We start from the raw sequence: 21648 nt of genomic DNA on the forward strand, positions 1-21648 counted from the left end.
CGCCCGCCCGGCCTGCCGAAATATGGTGCTTGCCCGCACCCGCACTGTGTCCGACTATCGAAAAGGGAGGCGCGCGAATGGGGCTTTGGGAACGTTATGCCGTGCCGGCGATCGTATCGTGCGCCTGCACGTCGAAGCCGGTCATGCGACAGCGCGCGAAGGTCGTGCCGGAAGCCACGGGGGCGGTGCTCGAGCTTGGCTGCGGTTCGGGAACGAACTTCGCCTTCTACGATCCGGCGCGCATCACGCGGCTCCACGCGGTGGAGCCCGCACCCGGCATGGTCGCCCGTGCACGTGAGACGGCGCGGGATACTGCCATTGCCGACCGCGTGCAGTTCCACGAAACGGGCGCCGAGCGGCTTTCACTTGAAGATGCGAGCATCGATACGGCGGTGGTCACCTTCGTGCTCTGCACAATCCCGGATTGGGGGAGCGCGCTCAGGGAAGTGCGCCGCGTGCTGAAGCCGGGCGGGCGTGTGCTGTTTTCCGAGCACGGCCTCGCGCCCGATGCGGACGTTGCGCGCTGGCAGCAGCGGATCGAGCCTGTATGGAAGCGTCTTTTCGGTGGCTGCCACCTGACGCGCCAGCCGGCCGCGATGTTGGCGAACAGCGGCTTTCGTGTCGACCGTCTTGAAACCATGTATCTGCCGTCGACACCGCGCTTTGCTGGCTTCGCAAGCTGGGGCGCGGCGGTGCTGTCATGACGGAAAGCGTGGCGAACGTCACCCGGCTGGTGCCGCGCGGCGAGGAAGCCGTAGACGGCCGCCGACTGCGGAGCGAACGCAGCCGCGCGCAGATCGTCGCCGCGATGCGCGCTGTGATCGAGGGCGGAGACATGGACCCGGGCGCCGCGGCCGTCGCCGAGGCAGCGGGCGTCTCGATCCGGACCGTTTTTCGACATTTCGAGGAGATAGACAGCCTCTACCGTGAACTGAACGCGCAAATCGAAGCGGAAATCCTGCCGATGGTGATGACGCAGTTCGAAGCGCGGGACTGGCAGGGCAGGGCGGGCGAGGTCGTGACGCGCCGGGCGCGCATCTACGAGCGGCTGATGCCGTTCAAGATCGCGGCGCACGCGCGCCGGTTCCAGTCCGAATATCTGATGGATGCGCACCAGCGTTTTCTCGCGATGGAGCGTGCGGCCCTGCAGGCGATCCTGCCCGCCGAAATCCGGTCGAACCCTGCGTTGTTCGCGGCGCTTGAAATGGTCACGGGGTTCCAGTCGTGGCAGCGCCTGCGGCAGGATCAGAACCTCGCGCCCGAAGACGCCGAGGCAGCGATACGGCTTGCTGTCGAACGGCTGCTCGGCCTGTGAGGCGCGCTGCGGTTCTCGCGTTCGCACTGCTGTCGGCGTGCGGCGTGCGCGGAGAGAATGCTGCGTGCGGGATTCCCGCGGACAGGCTCGGCGTTTTCGTTGATGTGCCCGAGGGGCGCTTCATCAAGGGCGCCGCGCCGCGCTACCCCGAGGAGCGGCCCGAGCTGTCGCTGCATGTCGGCGCGTTCCGCATTCAGGCGCACGAGGTCACGAACGATCAGTTCGCGGCGTTCGTGAAGGCCACCGGCTATCTCACCGATGCCGAACGCACGGCGGGTGATGCCGATGGCGGATCGGCGGTGTTCACGGCGCCCGAAGGCGGCGAGAGTCGGCCGTGGAAGCTGGTGCAGGGCGCGACGTGGCGAACGCCGGAAGGGCCGGGCTCGGACATCGCCGGGCATGGCCGCGATCCCGTCGTGCACGTCTCCCCCGCCGATGCGGCCGCCTATGCGGCGTGGGCGGGCGGGCGCCTGCCGAGCGAGGTCGAGTGGGAATATGCCGCATCGCTCGGCCTGCCGAAGGGCGGCGATCAGGAAGCGGGCGCCTATGCACCCGGTGCGCGGCCGGTCGCCAACACCTGGCAGGGCCTGTTTCCCGAGGAACAGAAAGCCGCCGACGGCTTCGCCGGCCGCGCCCCCGTCGGCTGCTTTCCGCCGAGCCGCATCGGCCTTTACGACATGATCGGCAACGTCTGGGAGATCACCGACACGCCTTGGGGCGAAGGCGCGCAGACGATCAAGGGCGGCTCCTATCTCTGCTCGGAAAACTTCTGCCGCCGCTACCGCCCCGCCGCCCGCCAGTCGCAGGAGGCTCACTTCTCCGCAAGCCACGTCGGCTTCCGCATCGTCAAAGACGCACCGTCTCAGTTGGGCCAGTAGATAAATTCATCCCGGGGACGGGCGCGCTCGGCGAGCGTCTTGTCGATCGCAACCGGTGCCTCGACCGTATGCGGATAGAGCGGCGCCCGCCCGGCCTTGCGGTGCGCATCGAGCAGCGCCGTCATCGCCGCGACCCGCGCCGGTTCGCCGTCGGCGAGATTGACCTTTTCGGTGGGATCGGCGGCAAGGTCGAACAGCCACGTCTTCTTGGGCCGTTCCGTCACCTGCAGCTTCCAGTCGCCCTGCCGCACCACGCGGTAGTAGGCGCTCTGCCAGAACAGCGCGTCGTCGGTGCGCGCCGGGGTTTCGGGCGCGAGCAGGTTGACGCCGTCGATGGCGACACCGACGGGGAGCGGCGCGCCCGCCGCTGCGGCGAAGGTCGGCATCAGATCGATATGCCCGGCGGGCTTTTGGATGCGCGTGCCAGGCGCGATGCGGGCGGGCCAGCGCATGAACAGCGGTACGCGGATGCCGCCCTCGAACATCGTCAGCTTCCAGCCGCGATAGGGCGCATTGATGTCGGGCAGGCCGACATAGCCCGCGCCGCCGTTGTCGCTCGAAAACACCACGATCGTATTCTCGTCGAGGCCTTCGTCCTTCAGCGTCGCGAGCACGCGGCCGACGCTCCGGTCGAGCGAGCGGACCATCGCGGCATAGACGCGCAGCCGATGCGGCTTGATATCGCCCACCGCCTCATAATCGGCGCGCGTCGCCTGCAGCGGCGTGTGCACGCCCCAGTGCGCGAGATAGAGGAAGAATGGCCGGTTGCGGTTGGCGCGGATCACCTTCACGGCCTCGTCGGTCCAGTAATCGGCAAGGTAGCCGCCGGGCGCGAACAGCGGGCCTTCGTTGAACGAGGCGGCATATTGCATCCGCGCCCACAGGAACCGGTCGATCGGATCGAAATCGAGCTTCGCGTTGACGACGCTGGAATCGTCCTCCGGCAGATGGAGCCCGCTCGCCATCAGCAGGCTTTCGTCGAAGCCCTGCGCGTTCGCGCCGAATTCCTTGCCGCTGCCGAGGTGCCACTTGCCGATGTGGACCGTGTGATAACCCGCGCCTTTCAGGATTTCGGCGATGGTAATTTCCGAACCCGGCAGGCCCTGTTCGTCGAAGCTCGGCACCTTGTCGTCAGCGTCGCGGTTCCAGTCGACGGGCGGCAGACCGGAGCGCTCATTGTCCGAGAACATCGCCACCATCCGCCCCATGCCGTCCGGCGTCGGCGTGAATTCGAATCCGGTGCGCGTCGGGTAGCGGCCGGTCAGGATCATCGCGCGCGAGGGCGCGCAACTCGCCGTCCCGGCATAGGCCTGCGCGAACAGCGCGCCTTCCTTCGCCAGCCGGTCGATGTTCGGCGTCGGCACGCGTCCGCCCGCGACACCGCCGCCGAACGCCGAGATGTCGTTGATGCCAAGGTCGTCGGTGAGGATGAAGACGATGTTGGGTGGGCGGTCTCCCGCGGGTGCCGCCGCCGGACCCTCATTCCACGCGACGGGGCTGTAGGGCGCGATGTCGCGGTCCTTGGCGAGCGTGGTGACGAGCCACAGGATCACCTCCTTGCGGTTCAGCCACGCTGCCCCACCGAGTACGACGAGCAGTACCGCTGCACCGACAAGGGCCGAACGTTTTTTCATGGCAGAAGCGCTTCGCATCCGGTGCGATCGAGGAGCGTCCGCACCGCCGCCTGATCATCCGTCCCAAGTGCTGCGAAGGCCTCGCGTATCCACTGCAGACATTTCGCCTGATAGGGGAAGACCGGCTGCGTCCACGCGCGTCCATCGATTTCCGTCTGCACGATCTCGGCGCCCGCCATCACCGCTTTCGCGTTCGCGATCAGAAATGGCGCGTACACCCGCCCGATCTCGCTTAGCAGCGGGCGCAGCATGGTCATCTCGTCGCGCGAAAACCAGTCGGCGGTGGTCGGCTCGACACCGGAGAGATCCTCGACACGGTCGAGCCACGCGCGCACGCGCGGCGCGGTCTGCGCGGCAATCGCGGCGGAGGTCGGCTCGATCACGGCAAGCTGCGCGAGCTGTCCGTGGATGGCGAAATCGGCAGAAGACGGCCGCGCGCCGAGCACATAGCCGCGCCCCGCGATCAGCGCATCGAGAACGGCAAGGAAACGCCGATAGCTGTGTTCGATCGTTTCCCCGGTCGTGTCGTTCGAACCGACCACGTAAAGTCGGCTGATCTGCCGGTCGGCGAACATATCCGCCGTCTGTGCGGCGGTTTCCGCGTGCATTGTCGGGGCCATCCAGAACACCAGCAGCGGCGCGGCATTCGCGGCATCCTCTGCGAACGCCCATCGGTAATGGAACATGGCCTTGGTCAGCCATTCGTCCGCATAGTCCTCGATCAGGTGATTGAGGAACGCCAGAACCGGATCGGCGGGAATCGCCTCGCGTCCCTTATGCTCCGCTTCCAGCCGCCGGATGATCGGCGAGGAATCCACGGCAGGCTCCAGCGTACCGTCGGCCAAAGGGAAATACACCGTTGGCAGCAGCTTCACCTTCGGCGCCGGAAGGCCTTCGGGCGGCTGCATGTGGCTGCCCCAGAGGATCGCGTGGGGTATGCGCCTGTACCGGAGCAGCGCGATCATCTTGCGCGTATAGGGCGAGCCCGGGGCGCCCAGCAGCCGGAGCGGTTCGGTCAAGCGGACCTCCGTTTGCGTTTCCTGAAAAGCCGTGCGGCAACGGCGATAACGGCCACGATCGCAAGCAGGATGCCGCCGAGCGCCCATCCGTGATGCTTCAGGATCTTGATGCGCGTGTTGAGCGTGATCTGCCGGAACGGATCGTAGCCTTCCGGGATATCCAGCACGCCCATGGATTTCGCATAAGCTTGGTAGTCGGCGAGCATCGATTGGACCCGCGCCGGTTCGGCCGCGCTGAGATCGCGTGTTTCGCCGGGGTCACGGCTGAGATCGTAAAGCTTCCACGTACCATCGCCGTGCGGCGGCAGGTTGCGCACGAGCTTGAAGTCGCCGCGATAGAGCGCCGCGTTTCCGGAAACCTCCATGCCGATCGGCGTGTCCGGCGAGTAGACATGATCCGCCGTGCCGCTCAGCACGGGCCTCAGGCTGCGCCCCGTCATGGCCTTGCCGCCGCTACCCTCTATACCCGCGATGTCGAGCAGCGTCGGCGCAACATCGGTGACGAAGGCGGCGGCGGAAACACGCGGTTGTGGCACGATGCCCGGGCCGGACACGATGAACGGCACGCGCAGCCCACCTTCGGATGCGTAGAATTTGAAAAGGCTGTGCGGCGCTGCCGCGGCGGTTGCCCACTCCGGGCCGATCGAGACGAACGAGCCTTTCTCGCCCAGCCGGTCCAGATTCTGGTTGTAGCCGTTCATCCGCATCCAGAGCGGGAAACCGCGCTGGCTGACCGGTTCGTTCGGTTCCGGCCCGTTGTCGGAGGTCACGACGAACACGGTATTCTGAAGCACGCCGCGCTTTTCGAGATAGGCGATCAGGCGGCCGATATGATGGTCCATCGCCTCGATCATGCCCGCATTCACCGCCATGCTCTTCGCCAGCAGGCGACGCTCGGGATCGGGAAGTGTGTTCCATTCTCGCAATCCGGTGGGCTTGGCGGCTAGCGGTGCGCCTTCGGGAATCAGACCCATCGCCTGCGCGCGCTGCCAGCGCGCCTCGCGGATGTTGTCCCAGCCCTTGTCGTAGACCCTCTCGTAATGCGCTGTGTAGGTGCGGGGTGCCTGCACGGGGATATGCACCGCCTGAAACGCCAAATAGGCAAAGAACGGATCATTCCCGCCTTGATCCGCCAGATAGTCGATCATCCGGTCGACGATGAATTCGGATGAATAGAAGTCGGCGGGCAGCGTCGCCGGCTTGCCGTCCTCGAACCACGGTGCCGTATCGTAATACGGCATGTAGGGCTTCTGCTCCCAGTTATCGGCACCGGAAGCATCGAGTGCGAACGACTTCTGGAAGCCGTGCGACGGCGGCAGTTCCCCTTTGCCGCTGCCGAGGTGCCACTTGCCGGTCATGTAGGTGCGGTAACCCGCGCGCCGCAGCCGCTCCGCGACCGTGATCGCATCGGGTTCGAGCCGGAGGCCGTAGCCCGGCTTCCCCGCGTGCTCCGGCGGCAGCACCTCGGGAATGGTGGCGACGCCGTTCCGGTGGTTGTCGATGCCGGTAAGCAGCATCGCCCGCGACGGCGCGCAGAGCGGCGAGGTGCGGTAGTGGGTGAACAGCGTGCCCGCACCCGCGAGCCGGTCGATATTGGGTGTGCGCGCCTCGCCGCCATAGGCGCCGAAGTCCATCAGCGCCGCATCGTCGACAAGGATGAGCACGAAGTTGGGGCGCGGTTGCGGATGCTGCGCGCGGGCGGGCGCATAGGCCGCCATGACGGCGAAGCCCACCCAAAGCCAGCACCGCAGCCCGCCCAGCCGCATCGACACCCCCCTTGGACAGCCCCTCGTGTCCCGCTGTCACTCAACAATATGACACTAGGACTGTCAATTTAAGGCGTCTATTGCGCAAAACGTGAGGGACTGCCCAGGCAGTAGAGCGTGCGGCCGCTCATGTTGAGCTGGAGGTACGGAAGCAGGCGCTGCCCGCGTGTGCGGTTCCCCGGATCGGAGCAGAACGGTCCGCGGCCATCCGGTGCCGCCGCTTCGCCGACCCCCATGTCCGCGTAGCCGGAGAGCATGTGCAGCGTGGGTGCCGGTGCGATCGAAACGAGGCCGCCGAAACCGTCGCTGCCGCTGAGGCTGCCGGGCACGTGCTGGATGCGGTCCTGATCGTAGGGCGCGATCAGGTGGCCGGTCACGGTAAGCGTGCCGGGCGTGTAAGCGAGCACGTAGTTCGACGCAAATCCCCCCGACGCCTCGATCGCATAGTGCCCGACGAGCGAGTCACCCACCGCAGCCGTAAAGAACGTCACGCCGCTCACCACAGACGCATTGTCACCCTCGGCGAGGCCGACAAGGTGATAGGTGAACGTCGGATTGGGCTGGAAGCGCGCACGGGACTGGTCGTCGACAACCACCGTCAGCGCCTTCGCGGAAACGTTCGTGGTGAGGCCGCCGAGCAGGCCGTCGTCCAGAGCGAGATCATAATTGCCCGCATCCTCGCCCGACAGCGAAACCCCGCCCACGGTCACGCTCTTGCCGTTTCCGGCGTTGCGATCGGCAGCCAGCGCCTCGTAGTCGAACGCGACATTGTCGCCCGAAAGAATATCCGCGGTCGTGAAATCGAGCGGTACGTTGCGCGTGCCGTCGTAGGTCTTTCCGACGGCCGCGATATCGGTGACCGTCAATGTCTTCCGGGCGATATCCGCGCTGAGGCCGAGCAGCAGCGCGGCATCGAGGCTGAGCGCGTAATTGCCCGCGTCCGCGCCGGTCAGCACCACCGCGCCGCCGGTGACGCCGATCGCCTTGCCCGCGCCGGCATTCTTGTCGCCGAACAGCGCCTCGTAACCGAAGCCGACCGTGTCGCCGCTGACGATGTCGTCGGTGACGAAGGCGAGGTCGGCATCGCGCGAACCGTTGTAAGTTTTCGCAAGCGCAAGCACGTCCGTGATGCTGAGCGTTTTCGCGGTGATGTCCGCCGAAAGGCTGCCGAGCAGCGCGGGATCGAGCACGACGACATAATTGTCCGCATCCGCGCCGCTCAGGCTGATGCCATCCACCACCGTGACGGGTTTTCCGGCGCCTACGTTCTTGTCCGCAAAGCGCGCATCGTAGCCGAACGCCGCATCATCGCCGCCGACAAGTCCTGTCGCGGTGATCGTCAGCGCGGCCGTCGTTGTTCCGTCGTAAACCTTGTCGAGCGCCGCAACGGCGGTGATGTTCAGCGTCCTTGCGGCGATGTCGATCGCAAGGCCCGAGAGCAAAGCGGGATCGAAGCCGATATCGTAGTTGTCCGCATCGGCACCGCTGAGGGACATAGTGTCCCCGGTGACCGTCACGGCCTTGCCGGTTCCGGCATTTCCGTCCGCCGCGAGTGCCTCGTAGAGGAAACCGATGTCGTCGCCGGCAACCAGGTCGCCCGTCGTGAAGTCGAGTGTCACGTTTCGGTTGCCGTCGTACGTCTTGTCCACCGCTGCGGCGGTATCCAGAGTCAGCGTCTTCCGGTCGATGTCGGCCGTGAGCTCAGCGAGCAATGCGCCATCGAGGACAAGAACATAGTTTCCGCCATCCGCGCCCGAGAGCGAAACGTCGGAGGCGGTCACGCCCTTGCCCACGCCGGCATTCTTGTCCGCGAAGTTCGCCGTGTAATCGAACGTCACCGTGTCGCCGGAGAGAATGTCGGCAGTCGCGAACGAAAGTCCGGCCGATGTGCCGCCGTCGTAGATCTTGTCGAGTGCGCCGACGCCGCTCACCGTCAGTGTTCGTGCCGTAATATCCGCTGCGAGCGCGGACACGTCACCCGGATCGAGCGCAAGCGTGTAGTTCGCGGCATCCGTTCCCGTGAGCGTCACACTGCCGGTCAGGCTGACGGCCTTGCCCGTCCCGGCCACCTTGTCGGCGAATTGCGCGTCGTAGGCGAATGTCACCGAATCCCCGGTCACGATGTCGCCAGTGGAGAAGGTGAGGGCGGCGTCGCGCGTCCCATCATAGATCTTGCCGTCCGCCGTGACGCCCGCATTCAGCGTACGCGGCGAGATCGTCGCATTGGCGATCGTCGGCTGCGTCAGCGTATAATTCCCGGCGTCGGCGCCGATGAGTGTGTAGCCCGATGCGGCGACGCTCCACGTCCCCGCGTTTTTGCTCGCGAACAGCCCCGAACCCGCCGAGAATGCGACATCGTCGCCGCTAACCGTGCCGACGAGGGCACCTCCCGAAAGCACGGCGTCCGCAACGCCGTCGTAAGTCTTGCCCGCGGCGATGACACCGGACAGGCTGAGTGACTTTGCGGTAATCGTCGCATCGGTCACTGCCGGTTGCGTCAGCGTGTAGTTACCGGCATCGTCGCCGGTGAGCGTGTAGCCCGACGCGGTGACGTTCCACGTGCCGGCATTCCTGCTCGCAAACACGCCGCTACCGGACGCGAACGACACATCATCGCTGCCGACGGTGCCGACAAGCATTCCGCCCGAAAGGTCCGCATTGCTGTTCCCGTCGTATTCCTTGCCCGCGGCGCTTACCCCGGAAAGCGTGATGGCTTTCGGGACGATCGTCGCGTTCGCGACCGTCGGCTGCGTCAGCGTATAGTTTCCGGCGTCGTCACCCGACAGCGCATAACCGGTAGCTGTAACCGACCAGGTTCCGGCATTGCGGCTTCCGAATACGCCGGAGCCCGAGACGAACGAAACGTCTTCGCTTCCCACCACGCCGAAGAGCGCGCCGCCGGAAAGATCGGCGTCGGTGTCGCCGTCATAGTCCTTGCCCGCCGCAGTGACGCCGGAAAGCGTGAGAGCCTTTGCCGAAATCGTTGCGGTCGCGACAGCGGGCTGTGTGAGCGTGTAATTGCCGGCGTCATCACCGGTGAGCATATAGCCCGACGCAGTAACACTCCATGTGCCCACGTTCTTGCTGGAAAACAGCCCCGAACCCTCGGCGAATTCGACATCCTCGCTGCCGACGATACCGACCAGCGACCCACCGGAGAGGTCTGCATCGGCATCGCCGTCATAATCCTTGCCCGCAGCGGTCACGCCGGTCAGCGTGAGAGCTTTTGCCGAGATCGCCGCATTGGCGATCGTCGGCTGCGTCAGCGTGTAGTTGTCTGCATCGTCACCGGTGAGCGCATAGCCGGTTGCCGTGATCGTCCACGTCCCGACATTTTTGCTCGCGAATGTACCGCTTCCTCCCGAGAATTCGACATCCTCGCTGCCGACGATACCGACCAGAGACCCGCCGGAGAGGTCGGCATCGGCATCGCCGTCATAATCCTTGCCCGCAGCAGTCACGCCGGTCAGCGTGAGAACCTTTGCCGAGATCGTCGCATTGGCGATGGTGGGTTGGGTGAGTTCATAGTTCGCGGCGTCGCTGCCGGAGAGGGTGTAGCCCGTGGCGGTCACCACCCATGTTCCGACATTTTTGCTCGCGAACGCGCCCGCGCCCGCGGTGAATTCGACATCGTCGCTGCCGACCACCCCGTCCAGCGCGCCGCCGGAAAGGTCGGCGTCGTCATCGCCGTCGTAATCCTTCCCCGCCGCGGTCACGCCGGTGATCGTCAATGTTTTCGGCGTCACGGTCAGCGTACCGGTGGAGGAGGGGGTACCGAACGCATAGCCGGCGCTGCTTGCAAGCGTGCCGTTGGCTATGCTGATGGCATAGGGTGATCCGGCGACATTCGCGGCCGCTGCGGCGCCGCTCGAACTGAATTCGGGGACGCCGGAAATGCCGAGATCGCTCAGTGTCTCCTGCGTCCACACGCTTTGATAGCTGGATGCGGATACGATACCGGAAATGCTGTAATTGATGCCGCGCGTCGGTGTCGGGAATGTATATTCGGTTCCATAGGTCTTGCTGTCGGAGAAGCTCGTTGAAACTGTGAGCGTAGGCTGATTGGCGAAGACGTAGCGGTTGCCGGAACCGACTGAGCCTGGAGTCAGCGTCAACTGTGTCTTCCCCCAGATCGGCAGATTGCCGCTGGCGAGATTGTTCAAGGTGCTGTTATCCGGATGGGTCAGGTAAATGATCCAGCGGCCGGTTGTGGACTGTACCGCCGTGCTGCCGGTCAGGTTGTTGAGGTCCTTGCCGGTGCCGCCACCTTTCGCCGCATCGACAACGATTGTGCCGCTGCCGCTTTGAACCTTTGTGCCCACGCCGGAAACGTAAAGCCCGTCGTTGCCCGTGCCGCCTGCGCTCACACCGCCCCGTGCGGTGATGGAGATATTGCCGGCGTCGCTTTTCAGGGCCTCGACAGCGTTCAGATACACGCCGTTGCGCTTGTTTCCGGTGCCGCTGCCACCCGTTCCCGAAACGATGATATCGGCGGCATTGGCATCGCTGCCGGTGGACCTCACCTGCGTGCCGAGCCCGAGCTGGATGCCGTAGTGATGCGCATCCACGCCGTCCGATCCAGCGCCGCCCGTGCCGGTCATCGTGATGTCGCCGACGATGCTCTCGATGTAAGTATTGGGGCTCGAAAGATAGATTCCGATGTTTGTGTTCGTGGTCGCCGATGCGGCATCGCCGCCGCCCTGTCCGGAAAGCGTGATCTTCGCCGCGCCGGGCGTTGTGCCCGTCGATGCGATGTGCGCGCCTTCCAGAATATGGATGCCGTGATTGTTGGCGCTCCCTGCCGTCTCCGATCCTGTCCCGGTGATCGCGATGTCGCCGAACGCGCTTGTGATCGTCGCGGCCGCGCCCTGCAGGCTGACGCCCTGATTGTTCGCTGAAAGCGCGCCGGTGCCGCCGGCGTTGCCGATGACCGTGATCTTCGCCGCGTTGGCAGTGGTTCCGGTCGATTCGATTCGTGCGTCATTGATAAGGCGCACACCGATGTTGTTGTTCGATGTCGATGCCACCGCGCCGGTGCCGGTCACGCTGATATCGCCGTCGATGCTGGTGATCGCCGCGCCGGTATCCGCCACGTAGACGCCAATGTTGGTCGCGCCGCTTCCGGTGCCGCCCGCCGCGCCGATAATCTCGATCGCCGCCGCGTCGTCTCCCGTGCCCGTGGACGCGATGGTGGCGCCGTCGTGGATATGCACGCCGTAATTCTGCGGCCCGGTGGAGGCGCCGCCGGTTCCCGAGATGAGCATGGCGCCGGAATTGCTGACGACGTCGGTGGCCGTGCCCTTCAGGTAGATGCCGATGTTCGTGCCGCTTGCGGCGGTGCCGCCCGTTCCGGTCAGCGTGAGCGTTCCGGCGCCCAGCGATTCGATGGTGCTGCCATCCACGAATATGCCGTGGCTGATGCTTGCGCCGCCTTTGCCGAGCAGGCTGATGTTGCCGCCGCCTCCCGCTGCCGTGGAGATGCCGGCGCCCCCGGCCAGCTTGATCGCTGCATCGCCCGAGCCTGTGCCCGTGCCGGCTTCGTTCGCCTTCAGCGTGATCGCTTCGAACGCGTCGCTGTCCGCTGTGTAGCTGTTCGCGAGCGTGCCACCGGAAAGCAGGATGCGCGCACCCGCCGTCAGGGCAAGCGTTGCCTTGCCGGTAACGAGCAGATCGGCACCGCTGTTCACCGTGATGTTGCCGAGTGTCGCCGAATAGGTCTGCGCGCCGCTCGTCGTCACGTCCTGATTGAAGTTCAGGCTGCTGGTCGCCTGCGTCGCGGTAAGGGAGACGCGTGTCGCCGTAATTCCGGATACAGGGCCGATTGCACCGATTGTAAGCGCGCCTGCGCCGCCGTGCGTCAGCTCGATCACATCCGTGTCGGCGGCGAGTGTGCCGATGTCGTTTCCTGTGTTCGTCAGCGTGTAAGCACCGGTATCGTTCAGCAAGAGGAGTTGGGTGGCCGTGATTCCGGCGCTTTGGGTGGTCGCACCAGCGATATCCAGTGTCAGGCGATTGCCGCCGGTATTGAGCACGCCGTCCACGGCGAGCGTCTGGCTGCCGACAAGGCGCAGGTTGTCCGTGAAAGCGGACAGGCCTGTTCCCACGGAGATCGCACCGGCCGTGGAATTGCCGATAACGATTTCGCTGAAGCCATTCTGGAGACGGCCGAGCGCGCTGGCGCTCAGCGTAAGATCACCGCCCGCGCCGGTGCCGATGCCGATCGTGCGCCCGGCCGTGCGCGTCTGGATCGTCAGAACGCCGCTTCCGGCAACGCTGGACGTGACGGCTATGCCGATCGTGTCTCCGGTTATGGTGATATCGCCGGTTGCCGTAACGCCGAGCACACCCGTTCCGAACAGGCCGACATCGTTGCCGCTACCCGCGGCCGTGCCCGTCAGCAGAATATCGCCGCCGGCGCTGGTGGAAACCTGCCCGCTCGCCGCGATGCGGGCGCCGTCGTAGCTGTTGCTTCCGGTGCTGTTTTCGGTCACGCCGGTGATCGAGATGTCGCCGCTCGTCGTCTGCACCCTGCCGCCGCCGCTCCCGATCCAGACGCCCTCGCCGATGCCGTTTCTGCGCGTGCCCTGGAGGGTGATGTCGCCGCCCGCAGTGGACTGGATCGCGGTGGTTGCACCGCCCAGCACGTAGAGCGCCGGGAAGTTGCCGGCGGTGCCGTCGGCGGTCGCGGTCAGCGTGATGTCACCCGTTGCAGAGGTGATGCTGCCGCCGGTGGTGACGAGAATGCCGCTGTTGTTGCTGCTCGTTCCCGATGCGTGGCCGGTCATCGAGATGCTGGCGCTGCCCAGCGCTGAAACGGGCCCCTGGATCGCAATGCCGTGTCCGGTTTCGTCGCCACCCGTTCCGTCGATCGTGAGTTCGCCGCCGGACGAGACAGTGCCGCCCGTGATGTTCACGCCGTGCGCTGCCGTCGAACCGTTGCCGCCGAGCCCCGTGATCGAAATCGCGCCGGAAGCGGTCTGGAAGCGGCTGACGGTGTTCAGGCGGACGCCATGAAGGCCGTTGCCGTCTCCGCCGTCGCCCAGGATGGTAAGGCTGCCGCTTCCGGTCGCCTCGACGATCCCGGTATTCAGATCGAACGCTGCCGCGCTCGATGCACCCTCCGCATCGCTGCCATAGGCCTTGATGTCTATGTTGCCGCCGCCCACGGTGGCGAACTTGCTGCCCCATTGCAGCACGACGCCGGACATGGCCCGGTCGGCGGTGCCGCCGCCGCCATGCCCGGTGACGCTGAGGTCGCCGTGTTCGGACTGGATCGTCGAACCGGAAAACGTGATGCCGGCACGCGCCGTCTGCGCATTGTTGCTGGAGGCGATGCCGCGTCCCGCGAGCTTTATGTTGCCATAGCCGCTGGCCATGATTTTCGTGTTGTCGCCGTAGATGCCGTGGAGGTTCGCCTCGGCCGCACTGTCTGCGAGGTTGGCGTTCAGGATGATCGCGTCGAACTTGCCTGTCGCTGTCGTGTTCGTGTTCTCGATCCGGCTTGTGCCCGAGAGGACGATCTGCCGCGCGGCAGTCAACGTGATCGGCACTTCGCCAGACGCCGAAAGTGTAACGTTTCCGGTGCTTACCTTGATGTCGCGTGCGGAATTATAGCTCTGCGCGCCCGTCGTCGTAACGCCTCGGGTGAAGGTGATGTCGCCGTTCGTTGGGCTGCTGACGAGCGCGATGCAGGCGGCTGCGATGCCCTCTGTACTGCCGATCGCGCCCACGCTGAAGCTGGTGCCGCTACCGTTGGTCAGCGAGATCGATCCCGATCCGATGCTCGCGGCGAGCGTGCCGATCGTATTGCCTGCATGATTGAAGGTGTAGTTGCTGGCCGTGCCCAGCAGCAGGAGCTGGCCGGCGGTCAGCGCCGCACTCTGCGTTCCACCGCCGGCAACGTCGAGCGTCAGGCGGTTGCTGCCCGTGCTGAGCGTGCCGTCGATGGCAAGCGCCCCGGCGCTTTGGAGGCGCAGGTTGTCGACGAAGGCCGACAGACCGCTTCCGACCGTGATGGCGCCCGCATCCGCATTGCCGATGACGATTTCGGAAAAGCCGTTCTGGATGTTGGCGAGCGAGGCGGCGTCGATCGCGAGGTCGCCGGCACCGCTGCCGAGGCCGATGGTTCGCCCGTCGGTGCGCGACTGGATCGTCAGGATGCCGTTTCCGGAAACCGTGCCCGTGAAACCGATCGTATCCGCATTGATGGTGATGTCGTTCGTGTTCGCGCTGCCGAGCGTGCCGCCCGAACCGATCGTGAAATCCGGTTGTCCGCCGTCGCCGCTCGTCGCGGTGATGCTGATGTCGCCCGAGATCGTGTGCACGCCCGCCGAGCTCGATGCGATCCACACGCCTTGGCCGCCCGCCACGGCGGAGCCGATGAGCGCGATGTCGCCCGTGCCGGTTGTACGCACCTGCGATCCGCTGAACACGTAGAGGCCCGGCGCCACGCCGCTGCCCACGGCCTCGCCGGTAATCTCGATGTCGCCGTTGGTGCCGACGATCTGCGACGACTGATGGAGGAAGACGCCGTAGGTGGTGCCGCCCGAGCCCGTGCCGCTGGTGCCGTGAAGCGTGATCGCGCCCGATCCCAGCGATTCGATCGTCGATCCGCCGAGCATGTTGATGCCGCGCCCGTCGGCCGCGCCGCCGCGCGCTGAAAGCGCGATGCTGCCCGCCGCGCCCGCGGCCGTGCGGATGATCGCGCCGCTCAGGTCGATGCCGCTCAGCGTTCCGGCGTCGGCGGTCGCGCGGCGATTGGCCGTGATGTCGATCGCCGCGAACGGCGTCAGCCCGCCGGCATATGTGTTCTCGACCTTCGCGCCGGTGGTGAGCGAAACCTGCCGCGCCGCGTCCATGCTCAGCGTCGCGGCGCCCGTGACGGTGAGCGTCGTGCTTGCCGCGAGCTTGATATCGCGCTCGGATGTGTAATCCTGCGCGCCGCCGGTCGTGATGTTGCCGTTCAGCAGAATATCGCCCGCGGTGGCGGCGCTCGTGACGGTGAGCGCACCTGCCGTGATCGCGCGCAGCGTAATGTCGCCCGCCGCAGCGTTGGTCTTGCCCGCGCCGTTGCGCAGATCGATGGTGACGGTGCCGGTACCGGCGGCGATCGCCGTGCCCACGCCCATAGTGATGGCGGCGGCTCCGCTGTCGCGATGGGCATCCACCACGCCGTTCGCGAGCGTATCGTTGGCGATGAGCGTGAGATCGCCATTGTCGGTGGTGATGCTTGCATTGAGGAGTACGCTGCGCCCGGCCTGCAGCGTCAGATCGCCGCCGTCTCCGAGTGCGTTGTTCACCGTTACTGCGGCCGAGACGGTGATGTCGTTCGAAGCCTGCAGCGTCAGGTTGGTGCCCGCCGCGAGCAGCGCCGCGAGCGAAGTCGCGGAGATGTTGACGGTCGCGTCCGGATCGTCGGCATAGGAGAGGCCGCCCGCCGCCGCGAGGTCGGTCGTGAACAGATAAACGGCGCCGCTGTTGCTGATGCTGTTGCTGGCGCCGTCGTCGCCGTTCGCGCCCGCCGCGAGGCGAAATCCATTCGCGCTGAGCGCCGCCGAGACGCCGAGATTGTCGCCGGTGCCGAGCGTGAGCGAGGTATCGAATGTCCCCGCGTAGCCGCTGCCGATGGTGCCCTTGTGCACGCCCCCGGTGAAGCTCGTGTCGGAGAAGGTGAGCAGGTAGAGCGCGCCCGCGTTCTCGACAGCGTTGCCGGCGCCGTCGTCGTAGTTCGCGCCTGCGACGAGATAGTCGCCGTCGCCGTTCAGGGCGACGGAACGGCCGAACTGGTCGCTGGCCTCCAGCGCGGCAAGATCGCGGCTCTTGCCGCCGCTGTAGCCCTTGCCGATCGTACCCGCGAGCGCACCGCCGCCGAAATCGCCGTTCGTGAACGTGAACAGGTGCACCGCGCCGGCGTCCGTGGTGCTGTTGCCCGAACCATTGTCGCCGGTGGCGCCCGCCGCGAGCCTGTCGCCGGCACCGTTCAGAGCGGCCGAGACGCCGAAAAAGTCGCTGGTATCGAGCGAGGCGACGTTGACGTCGCCCACGCCGACATAACCCTTGCCGATCGTACCGGAATGCGTGCCGCCGCCGAAATCGGTATCGGTGAAACGGAAGAGATAGACCGCGCCGTAATCGTCGTTGGCGCCGCCACTGACGCCGTCATCGAGATAGGCGCCCGCCGCGAGCCGGTCGCCCGCCGCGTTCAAGGCCACCGACGTGCCGAACCTGTCGGCCGCGGCGAGCGGCGTCAGATCGATGTTGCCCGTGCCCGTATAGCCCTTGCCGATGGTGCCGACGTGCGCGCCGTCCGCGAAGCTGTCGTCCGAAAAGCTGAACAGGTATACCGCGCCCGCACCGCCGGTCGTGTTGCCGAGCCCGGCGTCCGCCCACGCGCCGACCGCCATGCGGTCGCCGTCGTCGTTCAGCGATACGGAGAAGCCGAAACCATCGGCCGCGTCGAGCTGCGCAACGTTCACGTTCTTGCCGCCGACATAGCCCTTGCCGACGATCGCCTCGAGCGCGCCGTCCGAATACTGGTCGTCGCTGAAGCTGAAGAGATAGACGGCACCGGATGCCGCCGCGGCATTGCCCGCGCCGTTGTCGGCATAGGCGCCGACGGCAAGCCGGTCTCCGGCGCCGTTCAGTGCCACCGCCATGCCGAACTGCTCGCCGGTGTCGGGCGCGGCGTTGAGCGCGATATCGTGTGTCCGCACATAACCGTCGCCGACCATGCCGACGAGATTGCCGCCGTAGAAATTCGTATCCTCGAAGCGGAACAAATAGACCGCGCCCGACACGGCCGTGCGGTTGCTCGCACCGCCGTCGCCGGTCGCGCCGACGGCGAGCCGGTCGCCCGCGCCATTCAGCGCGACCGACACACCGAACTGGTCGCTGTTGTCGAGCGAGATGACATTGATCTTGTCGCTGCCCGAATAATTCTTGCCGAGCGTGGTCGTCAGGCTGCCGCCCGAAAAATTGCCGTCCGTGAAACTCAGCAGATAGACGGCGCCCGAACCGGCGGCGCTGTTCGCATTGCCGCCGTCTCCGAAGGCGCCGACGGCAAGACGGTCGCCCGCATCATTGAGCGAGATGCCGCGTCCGAACTGGTCGGCCGCTTCGAGCGCGCCGACGTTGACGTTGGCGCCGCCCGTGTATCCCTTGCCGATCGTGCCGGTGTGGCTGCCTCCGGTGAAGTCGTCGTCGGTGAAGCTGAACAGGTGCACGGCACCCGACGCACTGGCGACATCGCCGCTGCCACCGTCGCCGATGGCGCCGACGGCGAGCCGGTCACCGGCGCCGTTCAGCGCCACGGAAACGCCGAATTGATCGGAGGCGCCGAGCTGCGTCACGTCGATATCGTTCGTGCCCGCGTAGTCGGCGCCGATCACACCGGCCACCGCACCGCCGGTGAAGTTGCTGTCGTTGAAGCGGATCAGATAGGCCGCGCCCGCCGAGGTCAGATCGTCGTTGGCGCCCTTGTCGCCGATGGCGCCCACGGCGAGCCGGTCGCCTGCCGCGTTCAGCGCGACCGAAATCCCGAACTGATCGTTCATGGCAAGGCCGGAAACGTCGACGCCGTATCCCTTGCCCACGGTCGCGACGTGGGTGCCGTCCGAGAAGTCATCGTCGGAGAAGGTGAAGAGATAGACCGCGCCGGTGTTCGTCGTGCTGCCGCCGTCATCCCCGAGCGCGCCGACCGCCAGCCGATCGCCGCTGTCATTGAGCGCGACGCCGCTGCCGAACCAATCGTTCATTTCAAGGCCGGGCATGTCGACGTTCTTGCCGCCCGTGTAGCCTTTGCCGATGATGCCCGAGAGCGTGCCGCCCGAGAAATTCGCATCGTCGAAGCTGAACAGGTAGACCGCGCCGGAACCCGATGTGACGTTGCCGAATCCCGAGTCCGCCCAGGCGCCCACCGCCATGCGATCGCCGACGCCGTTGAGCGCGACGGAAACGCCAAAACTGTCGCCGCTGTCGAGCGCGGGAATATCGATGTCGCCGGTATGCCAGGAATCGCGGCCGAGCACGCCGCGCACCGCCCCGTTCGAAAAATTGCCGTCGCTGAAGCCGAGGAGATAGACTGCGCCTGCTCCCGTGCTGGCGTTGTTGCCGCCATCGTCGCCGTATGTGCCGATCGCGAGTCGGTCGCCCACGCCGTTCAGCGCCACCGAAAAGCCGAAGGCGTCGGAGCCCTCGATCTCGGGGATGCCGATGTTCTTTCCGCCGGTGTATCCCTTGCCGACAATGGCCGTCTGCGCGCCGCCGGAGAAATTCCCGTCGGAAAAGCTGAGCAGATAGACCGCACCGGCGCCCGCCGTGGTGTCGCCGTTCCCGGCGTCGCCGAGCGCGCCCGCGGCAAGCCGATTGCCCGCGGCATTCAGGGCGACCGAATAGCCGAACGAATCTCCTGCGCCGAGCGCTGAGATGTTGGTGTCGCCGCCACCCACGTAGCCCTTGCCGACAGTCCCCGAGAGCGTGCCGCCGGAGAAGTTCGTGTCGGTGAAGCTGATCAGATGGATCGCGCCCGAAGCGTCCGCGGCGTTGCCGGCGCCGTCATCGCCCGCCGCGCCGATGGCGAGCCGGTCGCCCGTTGCATTGAGCGCGACGGAAACGCCGAGAAGATCGCCCGCCGCAACACCGGACAGGGAAACATCGCCCGCACCGATATATCCGTTGCCGATCGTCCCGGCGTGGCTGGCGCCGCCGAATGCGGTGTCCGCGAAGCTCAGCAGATACACGGCACCCGAATCCGCCGCACCGTTCGCGAAGCCGTTGTCGGTCCAGGTTCCGACCGCAAGCCGATTTCCGGCGGCGTTGAGGCTGACGGAACGTCCGAAGCTGTCATCGGTCTCCAGTGGTGCGAGATTGAAGTCGCCTGCTCCGGCATAGTCCTTGCCGATGGTGCCGACATGCGTACCGCCCGAGAAATTCGAATCCGCGAACGTGAACAGATAGACAGCGCCCGCCGCGCTGGTGCTTTCACCGAAACCGTCGTCGCCGACCGCGCCGACGGCAAGGCGGTCGCCCGCCGCATTCAGGGCCACGGACGTACCGAAGGCGTCCGCCCCGGACAGGCCGACATCGATGTTGCCGCCGCCCGTGTAGCCCTTGCCGATGATGCCTTTCAGCGTGCCGCCGGAAAAGGAACTGTCGGCGAAGCTGAACAGGTAGACCGCGCCCATGTTGAGCACGACATTGCCGGCCCCGTCATCGCCGCTGGCGCCGATCGCCATGCGGTCTCCCGCTGCGTTCATCGCGACCGAAACGCCGAACGCATCGCTGGTGTCGATGCTCGCGCCGATGGCATCGGCGAAGGTGTCCGGATTGCTGTCGTTCGCATAGACGGCGCCGAGGATCGCGGCGTACTGCCAGCTTTCGACGTCGTCGACCGTGCCGATCACGATGTTCTTCGGATCGAGCAGCAGATGCCCGCCCGCACCCGTGAATACCCGGTCGAGCGCGGCCTGCCGAAGATCGCCCGCCGAGGAGATTTCTACCGAACCGCCGCGCCCGCCGCGCGCATCGACCGCGCCGAGGAAGGTCGTTCGCGTGTCCGACCAGAACACCGCCGTGCCGCCGTCGCCGCGTGAGGACGAGACGTCGATCGCGGTGGCGTTGCCGACGAAAAGCGTGTCCGCGCTCGGTAGGGCTTCGAGACTGCCCCAGCGACCGAGGAACGTCGAATGATAAGCCTGCGCCGCATCGGGCGTCTTGCCGCCCTGAAACGCGCCGCCGATGCGCACGAGCCCGCCTGCAAGCCGACCGCGCGCGCTGAGGTGCGTGGAAAGCAGCGAGACGCTGGCGCCGCTGAGATCGATCCGTCCGCCGCGCCCGTAAACGCCGTCCGCCGCATAGGTGCCCGACGTGGCGAGCCCGCCCTCGGTGACGACGCGGATCGCGCCGCCGTTTACCGCGCCCGAGGCGTCGTTGCGGCTCGTCGCGGTCTCGATGATGCGCCCGGCATCGAGGCGGATCGTGCCGCCGTCGCCGAGACGGCCGGTTGTGGCAATGTTTTCCGCAAGCGATAGCAGACCGTCCGCCTCGACCGTGATCGCGCCGCCGTCTGTGCCGCTGGCGGAGATCAATCCGCCCAGGGAAACGCTGCTGCCGCTGATCGCGATTGCGCCGCCGCCCTGCTTTTCACTGTCGGCGCTGAGGCGGCCGGTCGCGGTGACGCTGCCCGACCCGGAAAGCACGATGCTGCCGCCCTTGCGGCTGATGCCATCCGCGCGCACGACGCCCGACACGTTCACCGAAGCGTTGACCACGTCACGCGCGGTAGCGGCACTCAGCAGCACCTTGCCGCCGCTCGCTTCGATGACGCCGCTGTTGTCGACAAGTGCAGTGCCGCCGTCGCCGATGGTGGCCGCGACGATGCCGTCCGGCGCGAACGATACCAGTCCGTCGCCGTAGAAATCGACCGTGAAGGCGGTGCTTGCGCCGAGCGCGACGCGGCCGAGGTTGGCGATGATCGTGCCGCTGTTGCGGACGCTCGGCGCGACCAGCGCGGCGAGCCCCGCGTCGCGTACCGTGATGCGCCCTTCGTTGACGATCGATGCGCCGGGCAGGCTACCACCGGAGAAATTGAGCGATCCCGTCGCCATGAAGGCCTGTCGGTCGATGTCCGCTGTCGTCGCGACGAGTCCGCCGACGTCCACGGTCGCATCCTTGCCGAAGGCGATACCGTTCCGGTTGATGAGGACGACGCGGCCGTTCGCGGTGAGGCTGCCGAGGATCGAGGAGGGGTCCGCGCCCGTCACGCGGTTCACGGCGACCGACGTGCTGCCGGGCTGGATGAAGCGCGTGCTTTCGCCCGTGCCGATCGAAAAGCTGTTCCAGTCGAGGATCGCGCGGTCGCTCGTCTGCGTCACTGTCACGTGGCCGGTGCCGTCGCCCGCGATCGATGCGTTCCCGGCGTTCACCGTGCCGCCGGAGGGGCCGGCGTGCGCCGCGCCCGCAAGCGCGAGTGCGGCAAGGCTGGTGCCCGCAAGAATGATGCGGCGCTTGTCGAATACGGAACGCGGGGCCATCGGGAAC

General features: G+C 66.4%; 7 protein-coding genes. 3 read left to right on the forward strand and 4 right to left on the reverse strand.

Annotated features, from left to right (window positions below; translation table 11 throughout):
• The first annotated feature begins 77 nt into the window (after window positions 1–77).
• From ACFQ00_RS09760 to ACFQ00_RS09770, 3 genes are read left to right on the forward strand one after another with little or no spacing between them, the layout of a single operon-like run.
• Window positions 78–704 (forward strand): class I SAM-dependent methyltransferase, encoded by a 627-nt coding sequence (locus tag ACFQ00_RS09760; RefSeq protein WP_381489644.1) that lies wholly within the window; start codon window positions 78–80, stop codon window positions 702–704.
• On the forward strand, window positions 701–1315 hold the full coding sequence (locus ACFQ00_RS09765) for a TetR/AcrR family transcriptional regulator (protein ID WP_381489647.1): 615 nt from the start codon (window positions 701–703) through the stop codon (window positions 1313–1315). Before ACFQ00_RS09760 ends, ACFQ00_RS09765 begins: the two co-directional genes overlap by 4 nt.
• Window positions 1312–2193 carry an SUMF1/EgtB/PvdO family nonheme iron enzyme gene (locus tag ACFQ00_RS09770; RefSeq protein WP_381489650.1) on the forward strand — a complete coding sequence of 294 codons (882 nt, stop codon included), beginning with the start codon at window positions 1312–1314 and terminating at the stop codon, window positions 2191–2193. The genes ACFQ00_RS09765 and ACFQ00_RS09770 overlap by 4 nt, the downstream gene beginning before the upstream one ends.
• Here ACFQ00_RS09770 and ACFQ00_RS09775 read toward each other — a convergent pair.
• From ACFQ00_RS09775 to ACFQ00_RS09790, 4 genes are all read right to left on the reverse strand, one after another.
• Complete coding sequence (locus ACFQ00_RS09775; RefSeq protein ID WP_381489653.1) at window positions 2178–3827, reverse strand: sulfatase; 1650 nt, start codon at window positions 3825–3827, stop codon at window positions 2178–2180. The genes ACFQ00_RS09770 and ACFQ00_RS09775 overlap by 16 nt on opposite strands.
• Entirely contained in the window at window positions 3824–4846 is a 1023-nt protein-coding gene (locus ACFQ00_RS09780) for a glutathione S-transferase N-terminal domain-containing protein (protein ID WP_381489656.1), read from the reverse strand. The genes ACFQ00_RS09775 and ACFQ00_RS09780 overlap by 4 nt, the downstream gene beginning before the upstream one ends.
• Entirely contained in the window at window positions 4843–6612 is a 1770-nt protein-coding gene (locus tag ACFQ00_RS09785; RefSeq protein WP_381489659.1) for an arylsulfatase, read from the reverse strand. The genes ACFQ00_RS09780 and ACFQ00_RS09785 overlap by 4 nt, the downstream gene beginning before the upstream one ends.
• 77 nt (window positions 6613–6689) lie before the next feature.
• Entirely contained in the window at window positions 6690–21641 is a 14952-nt protein-coding gene (locus ACFQ00_RS09790; protein ID WP_381489662.1) for a YDG domain-containing protein, read from the reverse strand.
• Between the last annotated feature and the right edge of the window lie 7 nt (window positions 21642–21648).

Origin of the sequence: Sphingosinicella xenopeptidilytica (assembly GCF_042676985.1) — a bacterium.
GTDB lineage: Bacteria > Pseudomonadota > Alphaproteobacteria > Sphingomonadales > Sphingomonadaceae > Sphingosinicella > Sphingosinicella xenopeptidilytica.